Genomic DNA, 11,652 nt, shown 5'->3' on the forward strand with positions numbered 1-11,652 from the left:
AAGACTAAAAGTAAGCAAGGGCGCATGGCGGATGCCTTGGCTCTCGGAGGCGATGAAGGACGTGATAAGCTGCGATAAGCTTCGGGTAGGTGCAAATAACCTTTGATCCGGAGATTTCCGAATGGGACAACCCGATTGGTTGAAGACCAATCATCCAACCAAGTTGGAGGCTAACGCAGGGAACTGAAACATCTTAGTACCTGCAGGAAAAGAAAATAAATAATGATTCCCCTAGTAGTGGCGAGCGAACGGGGACCAGCCCAAACCACCTATGTTACGGCATATGTGGGGTTGTAGGACCACGTTGTGGCAAGAAAACTGGTGAGTAGAATGTTCTGGAAAGTTCAACCATAGAGCATGATAGTTGCGTATACGAAGCCAGTCGAAGCCTAGTGGTATCCTGAGTAGCGCGGAGCACGAGGAATTCTGCGTGAATCAGCCGGGACCATCCGGTAAGGCTAAATACTCCCGAGAGACCGATAGTGAACCAGTACTGTGAAGGAAAGGTGAAAAGCACTTCGAACAGAAGAGTGAAATAGTTCCTGAAACCATGCGCCTACAAGCGGTCGGAGCTCTTACGAGTGACGGCGTGCCTTTTGCATAATGAACCTACGAGTTACTTTTTCCGGCAAGGTTAAGGGTCTTGAGACCTGCAGCCGAAGCGAAAGCGAGTCTTAACAGGGCGTTCAGTCGGAAGGAGTAGACGCGAAACCAAGTGATCTACCCTTGGGCAGGTTGAAGGATGGGTAACACCATCTGGAGGACCGAACCAATAAGCGTTGAAAAGCTTCTGGATGACCTGAGGGTGGGGGTGAAAGGCTAATCAAACTTGGAGATAGCTCGTACTCCCCGAAATGCATTTAGGTGCAGCCTTGACTTATACTGGCATGAGGTAGAGCGACTGATAAGATGCGAGGGCTTCACCGCCTATCAAGTCTTGACAAACTCCGAATGCGTGTCAGTTCTATGTCAGGAGTGAGGGCATGGGTGCTAAGGTCCATGTCCTAAAGGAGAACAATCCGGACCAACAGCTAAGGTCCCTAAATGAATACTAAGTTGAACTAACGAAGTCAGATTGCTAAGACAGCTAGGATGTTGGCTTGGAAGCAGCCATTCATTTAAAGAGTGCGTAACAGCTCACTAGTCGAGGAGTTTGGCGTGGATAATAATCGGGCATTAAGTATTCTACCGAAGCTTTGGGATGTTTAAACATCGGTAGGGGAGCATTCCACTCAGCGTTGAAGGTGAGGCGTGAGCCTTGCTGGAGCGTGTGGAAAAGCAAATGTAGGTATAAGTAACGATAAAGGGGGTGAGAAACCCCCTCGCCGAAAGACTAAGGTTTCCTGATCAACGCTAATCGGATCAGGGTTAGTCGGGTCCTAAGGCTCAGCCGAACGGCGAGGCCGATGGCAGAACCGGTTAATATTCCGGTACTACCTCAAGGAGTGACGTGGAGACGGAGCAGTGACAGTGCCGCGGACTGACGGAATAGTCCGTTAAAGGGTGTAGATGTTGATTCCTGCAGGCAAATCCGCAGGAAGAGTCGAACCTGATAGTATGGAGCGTCCTTCGGGACAATCCAATAGTGCATGTAAGCATACTCCCGAGAAAATCCGCTAAACTTAATCCTTGTGGTACCCGTACCGCAAACGGACACACGTAGTCGGGTTGAATATACTAAGGCGCTTGAGTGATTCACGGTTAAGGAACTAGGCAAACTGACCCTGTAACTTCGGGATAAAGGGTCCTCAGGGTGACTTGAGGCGCAGAGAATCGGTCCAGGCAACTGTTTAACAAAAACACAGGGCTGTGCAAAATAGAAATATGAAGTATACAGCCTGACACCTGCCCGGTGCTGGAAGGTTAAGAGGAGATGTCATCGCAAGAGAAGCATTGAATTGAAGCCCCAGTAAACGGCGGCCGTAACTATAACGGTCCTAAGGTAGCGAAATTCCTTGTCGGGTAAGTTCCGACCTGCACGAATGGTGTAATGATCTGGACGCTGTCTCAACCGTGAGCTCAGTGAAATTGTAGTATCGGTGAAGATGCCGATTACCCGCGATGGGACGAAAAGACCCCGTGAACCTTTACTATAGCTTAACATTGAATTTGGGTAATTGATGTGTAGGATAGGCCGGAGGCTTCGAAGCAGGTACGCCAGTATTTGTGGAGCCGCTGTTGAAATACGGCCCTTTGATTATTTGAGTTCTAACCCGCGGTTGCGGGGACACTGTTTGGTGGGTAGTTTGACTGGGGTGGTCGCCTCCAAAAGCGTAACGGAGGCTTCTAAAGGTGCCCTCACGACGATTGGTAACCGTCGGCAGAGTGTAATGGCATAAGGGCGCTTGACTGGGAGACTAACAAGTCGATCAGGTAGGAAACTAGAGCATAGTGATCCGGTGTTTCTGTATGGAAAGGACATCGCTCAAAGGATAAAAGGTACTCCGGGGATAACAGGCTGATCCCTCCCAAGAGCTCATATCGACGGAGGGGTTTGGCACCTCGATGTCGGCTCGTCACATCCTGGGGCTGGAGAAGGTCCCAAGGGTTGGGCTGTTCGCCCATTAAAGTGGCACGCGAGCTGGGTTCAGAACGTCGTGAGACAGTTCGGTCTCTATCTATCGTGGGCGTATGAAATTTGCGTGGCTCTGACACTAGTACGAGAGGACCGTGTTGGACTGACCTCTGGTTTACCGGTTGTGCCGCCAGGTGCATTGCCGGGTATCTAAGTCGGGATTGGATAAGTGCTGAAAGCATCTAAGTACGAAGCCAGCCACAAGATTAGATTTCTTAGGGTCGTCACAGACGATGACGTTGATAGGATGCAGGTGTACAGGCAGCGATGTCATAGCCGAGCATTACTAATTGCCCGTTCACTTTTAGTTTTGCCGTGTATGGGTGGTATATACGTTCAGTTTACCGGTTTCATTACCGGTTAGTCTTTACTTTTTACATCATGTCTGCCTTATTCAGGTGACTATAGCACTGAGGTTCCACCTCTTCCCATTCCGAACAGAGAAGTTAAGCTCAGTCACGCCGATGGTACTGCGTAACAGTGGGAGAGTAGGTAGTCGCCGTTTTTAGAGAGAGAAGCCCCTGTATCGGAAGATGCAGGGGCTTTCTTGTTTTGGGGCTATCATTCCGAACAGAGAAGTTAAGTTCATTTGTCTGCCTTGCCTTGTTTTGCTTGCTTTGCTTTTCTTTTCTTTTCTTTTCTTTGTTTTGCTTGTTTTCTTGGGGTCAGCAGATTTTTAGTGCGGATTATTCTTATACTTGTGAAGTGTTTTTTCTTTCTTAGTTTTTAGGATATTATATCGTATCGTCTAAAAGAATGCTATGCATCCGTTTATTTGCCCCTTTCATCTGTCTATTTTCCGGTTTTACTCTTTATTTCTTTTTTCCTTGTTATCTTATTGTTATCTTTACGGAACAAAACTGGTGAAAAACGATATTTTTTATGAAAATGGGTTACTTTTATTCCATTCTTCTTGTTTAATATCAAATGGTTTTTCGTAATTTTGGCGTGAATCTAATAAGGACTGAAAAAAATCATGCAATTAATATTGTAATAAATCATATAATAACTCCTGTAAAATATGGAAAACAAGATTCAAGAGCTAACCGATAAGATTTACCGTGAAGGGGTGGAAAAAGGTAATGAAGAAGCCCAAAAACTTATCGTAAAAGCTCAGGAAGAAGCCCAAAAAATAGTAGAGAATGCACAGAAAGAGGCAGACTCTATTGTGGCTGCTGCTCGTAAATCAGCCGATGAGCTGGCGGAGAATACCAAATCAGAGTTGAAACTGTTTGCCGGTCAGGCTGTGAACGCCCTGAAATCTGAAATTGCCACTTTGGTAACGGATAAAATCGTAAACGCCGATGTGAAAGCTTTTGCCGCAAACAAAGATTTCCTTAACGCTTTCATCGTAGCGCTGGCATCCAAATGGAGTGTGGACGAACCTATCGTGATTTCCACATCGGATGCGGAAGGCTTGAAAAAGTATTTCACCGCTCAGGCAAAAGAATTATTGGATAAGGGCGTGAAGATTGAGCAGGTGAATGGAAACAAGACACTCTTTTCTGTTTCACCGGCCGACGGCTCTTACAAAGTGAACTTCGGCGAAGAGGAATTTATGAACTATTTCAAAGAATTCCTGCGTCCGCAATTAGTGGAAATGCTGTTTTAATTCCCCACAGGATTATGAGTAAATACTATTACTTGGTAGCCGGTTTGCCGGAACTCACTTTAGAGGATAGCAAACTGAGCTATACGGTAGCTGATTTCAAGACGGAATTGTATCCGGCTTTGTCTGAGGATGATAAAAGGCTGATAGACTTGTTTTATCTTCAGTTCGACAATGCGAATGTCTTGAAATTATTGAAAAACAAGGACGCTGCGATTGATCCGCGGGGAAACTACTCGGCGGAAGAACTGACCGAGTATATCTCGTTGCTGAAAGAAGGCGGCGAGGTATCGGATCGCGTGTTTCCCTCTTACCTTTCTGTCTTTATCTCCGAATATGTCAACTTGTCCGCAGAAGATGGCTTCTTGCATGAAGACCGTTTGGCTGCGCTTTATTATACCTATGCCATGAAGTGCAAAAACAAGTTTGTATCTGCTTGGTTCGGTTTTAATCTTGTGATTAACAATGTGCTGGTTGCACTGACGGCGCGAAAGTTTAAAATGGACGTGGCTCCTCTGATAGTGGGAGATACGGAAGTTTGTGAGGCTTTGCGCACATCCGGGGCCAGGGACTTCGGACTGGGCGGTGAAGTAGAATGGCTGGAGCAACTGGTGAAAATCAGCGAGACGGAAGAACTGGTGGAGCGGGAGAAAAAGATAGACCGGTTGCGGTGGAACTGGATGGAAGAGACTACTTTCTTCGACTATTTCACAGTGGAACGTCTGTTTGTGTTCCTGTTACAGCTCGAAATGATAGAACGTTGGATTTCGTTGGATAAAGAAAAGGGTAGCCAACTGTTCCGCAGCATAATTGCTGCGTTGAAGGATGAAGTACGGATACCCGCAGAATTCAGATAAAATAAATTACATAATTATATGGCAACAAAAGGAACTGTTAGTGGCGTAATAGCCAATATGGTGACCCTCGTAGTTGACGGCCCCGTGGCACAGAACGAGATTTGTTATATCTCGACCGGCGGAGACCGATTGATGGCGGAGGTTATTAAAGTGGTAGGCACTCAGGTCTATGTACAGGTGTTTGAAAGCACCCGTGGACTGAAGGTGGGAGCCGAAGCTGAGTTTACCGGACACATGCTCGAAGTGACATTGGGTCCCGGTATGCTTTCTAAAAACTATGACGGTCTGCAAAACGACCTCGATAAAATGGATGGCGTTTTCCTGAAGCGCGGACAATATACGTATCCGTTGGATAAGGAAAGCAAATGGCATTTTGTGCCTTTGGCAAAGGCAGGCGACCAAGTGGAAGCCGCTGCATGGCTGGGGCAGGTGGATGAAAACTTCCAGCCGTTGAAAATCATGGTTCCTTTCGGGCAGAAAGGTGTATGTACCGTGAAGTCCATCGTAAAGGAAGGCGATTACGGTATCGAGGATACCATTGCTGTTCTGACCGACGAAGAAGGTAACGATGTAAAAGTGAATATGATTCAGAAATGGCCCGTGAAGCGAGCCATGACGAACTATAAAGAGAAGCCGCGTCCTTTCAAATTGTTGGAAACGGGTGTGCGTGTAATCGATACCGTCAATCCGATTGTGGAGGGTGGTACGGGATTTATCCCCGGCCCGTTCGGTACGGGTAAGACAGTGCTCCAGCACGCCATTTCCAAACAGGCGGAAGCCGATATCGTAATCATCGCCGCCTGCGGTGAACGCGCCAACGAGGTTGTGGAAATCTTTACGGAATTCCCCGAACTGGTCGACCCGCATACAGGCCGTAAGCTGATGGAGCGTACCATTATCATCGCCAATACGTCCAACATGCCGGTGGCAGCCCGTGAAGCATCTGTGTACACGGCCATGACCATTGCGGAATATTATCGCAGCATGGGATTGAAGGTGTTGCTGATGGCCGACTCTACTTCCCGTTGGGCACAGGCATTGCGCGAAATGTCCAACCGTATGGAAGAGTTGCCCGGTCCGGACGCGTTCCCGATGGACTTGTCTTCTATCATTTCCAACTTCTACGGCCGTGCCGGATACGTGAAGCTGAACAACGGCGAAACGGGTTCCATTACCTTCATTGGTACTGTATCGCCTGCCGGCGGTAACTTGAAAGAACCCGTAACCGAAAATACCAAGAAGGTGGCCCGCTGCTTCTACGCCCTCGAACAAGACCGTGCGGATAAGAAGCGTTATCCTGCCGTAAACCCTATCGACTCATATTCCAAATATATCGAGTATCCCGAATTCGAGGATTATATAACCAAGCGTATCAACGGCGAATGGATTGGCAAGGTAAACGAAGTCAAGACCCGTCTGCAACGCGGTAAGGAAATTGCGGAGCAAATCAACATTCTCGGCGATGACGGTGTACCCGTGGAATATCACGTAACCTTCTGGAAATCGGAACTGATTGACTTCGTTATCCTGCAACAGGATGCTTTCGACGAGATTGACGCCGTAACTCCCATGGAACGTCAGGAAGAAATCCTGAACATGGTTATCGACATCTGCCATACGGAATTTGAGTTCGACAACTTCAACGAGGTAATGGATTACTTCAAGAAAATGATTAACATCTGCAAGCAGATGAACTACTCGAAATTCAAATCGGAAGAGTATGACAATTTCTACAAACAGTTGCAGGAATTGATTGAAGAACGTAAAGCATAAATAATAAGATGGCAACAAAAGCATTTCAAAAAATATATACTAAGATTACTCAGATTACGAAAGCCACGTGCTCGCTGAAAGCCACGGGGGTAGGGTATGATGAGTTGGCAACCGTAAACGGCAAGCTGGCCCAGGTGGTGAAGATTGCCGGTGACGATGTGACTTTGCAGGTTTTCGAGGGTACTGAAGGTATCCCCACCAATGCAGAGGTGGTGTTTCTGGGCAAGGCTCCTACCATTAAAGTGAGCGACCAGCTTGCCGGACGTTTCTTCAACGCTTTCGGCGATCCTATCGACGGCGGTCCGTCCATCGAAGGTCAGGAAGTGGAAATCGGCGGTCCGTCCGTGAACCCGGTACGCCGTAAGCAACCGTCCGAACTGATTGCAACCGGTATCGCAGGTATCGACCTGAACAATACGTTGGTGTCCGGACAGAAGATTCCGTTCTTCGCGGACCCCGACCAGCCTTTCAATCAGGTGATGGCCAACGTAGCCCTGCGTGCGGAAACTGATAAGATTATCCTCGGCGGTATGGGTATGACGAACGACGACTACCTGTACTTCAAGAATGTATTCTCCAATGCCGGTGCGCTCGACCGTATCGTCAGCTTCATGAATACTACCGAGAATCCCCCCGTGGAACGTCTGCTGATTCCGGATATGGCGCTGACCGCTGCCGAATACTTTGCGGTGAACAACAATGAAAAGGTATTGGTATTGCTTACAGACATGACGTCCTATGCCGATGCGCTGGCCATCGTGTCCAACCGTATGGATCAGATTCCGTCCAAAGACTCCATGCCGGGTTCGCTTTATTCGGATTTGGCGAAGATTTACGAGAAGGCGGTGCAGTTCCCCAGCGGCGGTTCTATTACGATTATCGCCGTGACTACCTTGTCCGGCGGCGATATTACGCATGCTGTGCCCGATAATACGGGGTATATCACCGAGGGGCAGTTGTTCCTTCGCCGTGACAGTGACATCGGTAAGGTTATCGTCGACCCGTTCCGTTCATTGTCTCGTCTGAAACAGCTCGTTACCGGTAAGAAGACCCGTAAGGACCATCCGCAGGTGATGAATGCCGCCGTACGTCTGTATGCCGATGCCGCCAATGCCAAGACGAAGCTGGAGAACGGTTTCGACCTGACGAACTACGACGAGCGTACGCTTGCCTTTGCCAAGGACTACTCCAACCAGTTGCTGGCTATCGACGTAAACCTCGACACCACGGAGATGCTCGACGTAGCCTGGAGCTTGTTCGGCAAGTATTTCCGTCCGGAAGAGGTGAACATCAAGAAAGAACTTGTGGACGAATTCTGGCCCAAAACAGAAAACTAATCACTTATAATTAACCATTAATCACTAACGAAGTGGCTATTAAGTTTCAATATAATAAAACGTCGCTCCAGCAGTTGGAAAAGCAACTGAAAGTACGTGTGCGCACGCTCCCCATCATTAAGAACAAGGAGAGCGCCCTGCGTATGGAAGTGAAGCGCTGCAAGGCCGATGCTGCCGCGCTGGACGCGAGGTTGGAAAAGGAAATCCAAGCTTATGAAGCCATGTTCGCCCTTTGGAATGAGTTTGATGCCTCATTGATAAAGGTCAGCGATGTTCATCTTGGTGTGAAGAAGATTGCCGGCGTAAGAGTGCCGTTGCTCGAGAATGTAGATTTCGAGATACGCCCTTACAGCTTGTTCAATGCGCCCAAATGGTATGCAGACGGGTTGCATCTGCTCAAGGAACTGGCACACACGGCCATTGAACGGGAGTTTACCGTGGCCAAGCTGAACTTGCTGGAACATGCGCGTAAAAAGACCACCCAAAAGGTGAATCTTTTTGAGAAAGTACAGATTCCGGGCTATCAGGATGCACTGCGCAAAATCAAGCGGTTTATGGAAGACGAGGAGAACCTCTCCAAGTCGTCGCAGAAAATCATGAAGTCCCACCAAGAGAAAAGGAAGGAGGCAGAAGCATGATTACGAAAATGAAGAAGCTCACGTTCCTTGTATATTATAAGGAGTACGAAGCATTCCTGAACGGTGTGCGCGACCTCGGTGTGGTGCATGTGGCCGAAAAGCAGCAAGGCGTTGCCGACAATACGGAGTTACAGGACAGTATCCGTCTGTCTGCCCGCCTGCAGGCTACGGAAAAGCTGTTGCAGGCGTTTAAGCCCGCCAGGCCGGCGGTGGAGGAAACACCCGCCTCGGCAGCCCGCGGGCTGGAAGTGCTGAGCGAAGTGGACGAGTTGCAAGCCGAAAAGAATAAGTTGCAACAGCAGTTGCAGACCTATCAGAAGGAAAAAGCTGCGCTGGAGCCATGGGGTAACTTTGAACCCGCAAGCCTGTCGCGTCTGCACGATGCCGGACTGGAAGTAGGCTTTTACAGTTGCTCGGAAGGCAATTACGACGCAACCTGGGAAGATACCTATAATGCGATGGTTATCAGCCGTCAGTCCTCTCGCGTTTATTTCGTTACCGTGACCAGGAATTCGGAAGAAACAGATTTGGATGCAGAGCAGGCCAAGTTGCCGCCTTACTCATTGGAGCGCGTACAAGTGCTTTGTAACGAGACGGAACAGGCTCTGGCGGATAACGAGGAAAAAATGAAAGTGCTTGCCGAGAGAGAAATCCCTTCGTTGCGTGCAGCCTTGAAAGAGGTGAACACCGACATGGAATTCTCCAAAGTAATGCTGAATACGGAAGCTACGGCAGGAGAGAAGCTGATGCTGCTGCAAGGCTGGGCGCCGGCGTCCAGAGTCGGAGAAATCTCCGAATGGCTCGATGCGCAGCACGTGTACTACGAGGTAACCTCTCCCGTACCGGGCGACAACGTGCCTATACAGTTGAACAACAAAGGTTTCTTTGCCTGGTTCGAGCCTATATGCAAGCTCTATATGCTGCCCAAGTATAACGAGCTGGACCTGACGCCGTTCTTTGCACCTTTCTTTATGGTGTTCTTCGGCTTGTGTCTGGGAGACTCCGGTTACGGGCTGTTCCTGTTTCTCGGAGCAACCCTGTACCGTCTGTTTGCCAAGAACATCAGCGCTGCGATGAGACCTGTCCTCTCATTGGTGCAGGTATTGGCGGCATCCACTTTCTTCTGCGGATTGCTGACCGGCACGTTCTTCGGAGCGAACATTTACGATATCGACCTGCCTTTCTTCCAAAAAATGAAAGCGGCCTTGTTCATGGACAATAACGATATGTTCCAGTTGTCGTTGATACTCGGTGTGGTGCAGATATTGTTCGGTATGGTGCTGAAAGCGGTGAACCAGGGTATTCAGTTCGGGTTCAAGTATGCCGTGGCTACGATTGGCTGGATTATATTGCTGGTTTCCTGCGGAGTAGGAGCCTTGCTGCCGGAAGTCATGCCATTGGGCGGTACGGTGCATCTGTGCATCCTCGGTGTGGCGGCAGCCATGATATTCCTCTACAACAGTCCGGGAAAGAACATATTCCTCAATATCGGGCTTGGGCTTTGGGATTCCTACAATATGGCTACCGGATTGCTGGGCGATGTGTTGTCGTATGTACGTCTGTTTGCCCTCGGACTGTCGGGTGGTATCCTTGCAGGGGTGTTCAACAGCTTGGCGGTGGGCATGAGTCCTGACAATGTCATTGCAGGTCCCATCGTAATGGTACTGATATTCGTTATCGGCCATGCCATCAATATCTTTATGAACGTGCTCGGTGCAATGGTTCACCCCATGCGTCTGACCTTTGTGGAATTCTTCAAGAACTCCGGATACGAAGGCGGAGGCAAGGAATACAAGCCGTTTAAGAATTGAGAGTTGAGAATTTAAATTGAGAAATAGAGAATAAAGGATTGATAAAAGAGGAAGATAGGAGCTGCGCGGAGATAGTGTGATCTTTTCTCCGAGAGTCTTCAGGAGAATTCTTCAAAAGAAATCTTTAAGAGAAACAAATAAAATATAAACAATAAAAAACGAATAAGATTATGGAAATGAATTTATTGATTGCCTATATTGGCATTGCAGTGATGATTGGTTTGTCGGGTATCGGTAGTGCCTACGGTGTGACAATTGCCGGTAATGCGGCTATCGGTGCGCTGAAGAAGAACGACGGTGCTTTCGGTAACTTCCTTGTGCTGACCGCTCTTCCCGGTACTCAGGGCTTGTACGGTTTTGCAGGCTACTTTATGTTCCAGACTATTTTCGGCATCCTTACTCCGGGCATGACTGCCATTCAGGCTGCTGCCATTCTGGGTGCAGGTATTGCTTTGGGATTGGTTGCCTTGTTCTCCGCTATCCGTCAGGGACAGGTTTGCGCCAACGGTATCGCCGCTATCGGTCAGGGACACGACGTATTCAGCAACACGCTGATTCTTGCCGTATTCCCCGAACTTTATGCGATTGTAGCTTTGGCTGCCACTTTCTTGATTGGCAGTGCGCTGACCGCATAAACAGCAATTACCGACTGCACAAATAGCAGTTGAAATAAAAGAAGAGGGTGTCAAAATATACTTGCTGATTTCTTTTAGTCACGGAATTATACGGAAAAAGAACAAAGAAAATCTGTGTTTTCCGTGTAATCCGTGCCTAAAAAGAAACAGACAGCAAGCGAGTTTAAGTTTTGATATACCCTCTTTTTCATATCTTCTTCTCTGTCTTTTCCTTCTATTCCGTACAAACTTCTGTTTTTTCTCTTTTCATCGGTAATCTTCGCTCTTCTCTGTATTGGTGGGCTTTTAGCGTTTGCCGGTAGTATTTATGCAAACGATTGTTTATGCACATTTAATCAGTTTTTTCGATTAAAAGGCTATTTTTCAAAGAATAATGCGTACTTTTGCAGCCACAATTACGATAAAGAGATTATAACA

At 48.0% G+C, this 11,652-nt stretch carries 7 protein-coding genes and 2 rRNA genes; all 9 read left to right on the forward strand.

The window, feature by feature from the left end:
- Positions 1-4: 4 nt before the first annotated feature.
- A 23S ribosomal RNA gene (locus NQ565_RS10815) occupies positions 5-2,885 on the forward strand.
- A gap of 84 nt (positions 2,886-2,969) precedes the next feature.
- Positions 2,970-3,080: ribosomal RNA gene (gene rrf, locus NQ565_RS10820) — 5S ribosomal RNA — on the forward strand.
- A 516-nt stretch (positions 3,081-3,596) separates the two neighbouring features.
- Positions 3,597-4,187, forward strand: coding sequence for a hypothetical protein (locus NQ565_RS10825; protein ID WP_005656772.1), 591 nt, complete (start codon positions 3,597-3,599; stop codon positions 4,185-4,187).
- Between the two features lie 14 nt (positions 4,188-4,201).
- Complete coding sequence (locus NQ565_RS10830; protein WP_005656770.1) at positions 4,202-5,041, forward strand: DUF2764 domain-containing protein; 840 nt, start codon at positions 4,202-4,204, stop codon at positions 5,039-5,041.
- An 18-nt stretch (positions 5,042-5,059) separates the two neighbouring features.
- Positions 5,060-6,814 (forward strand): V-type ATP synthase subunit A, encoded by a 1,755-nt coding sequence (locus NQ565_RS10835; RefSeq protein ID WP_005656768.1) that lies wholly within the window; start codon positions 5,060-5,062, stop codon positions 6,812-6,814.
- Positions 6,815-6,822: 8 nt separating this feature from the next.
- Positions 6,823-8,151: a V-type ATP synthase subunit B gene (locus tag NQ565_RS10840; RefSeq protein WP_005656765.1), complete on the forward strand. Its 1,329-nt coding sequence runs from the start codon at positions 6,823-6,825 to the stop codon at positions 8,149-8,151.
- A 32-nt stretch (positions 8,152-8,183) separates the two neighbouring features.
- On the forward strand, positions 8,184-8,789 hold the full coding sequence (locus tag NQ565_RS10845; protein WP_005656763.1) for a V-type ATP synthase subunit D: 606 nt from the start codon (positions 8,184-8,186) through the stop codon (positions 8,787-8,789).
- The gene (locus tag NQ565_RS10850) at positions 8,786-10,600 is read left to right on the forward strand and encodes a V-type ATP synthase subunit I (protein ID WP_005656761.1); all 1,815 of its coding nucleotides are present in this window, start codon (positions 8,786-8,788) and stop codon (positions 10,598-10,600) included. The genes NQ565_RS10845 and NQ565_RS10850 overlap by 4 nt, the downstream gene beginning before the upstream one ends.
- A gap of 170 nt (positions 10,601-10,770) precedes the next feature.
- Positions 10,771-11,235 (forward strand): V-type ATP synthase subunit K, encoded by a 465-nt coding sequence (locus tag NQ565_RS10855; RefSeq protein ID WP_005656759.1) that lies wholly within the window; start codon positions 10,771-10,773, stop codon positions 11,233-11,235.
- Positions 11,236-11,652 lie beyond the last annotated feature (417 nt).

The organism is Bacteroides stercoris ATCC 43183, assembly GCF_025147325.1.
Taxonomy (GTDB): Bacteria; Bacteroidota; Bacteroidia; order Bacteroidales; family Bacteroidaceae; genus Bacteroides; species Bacteroides stercoris.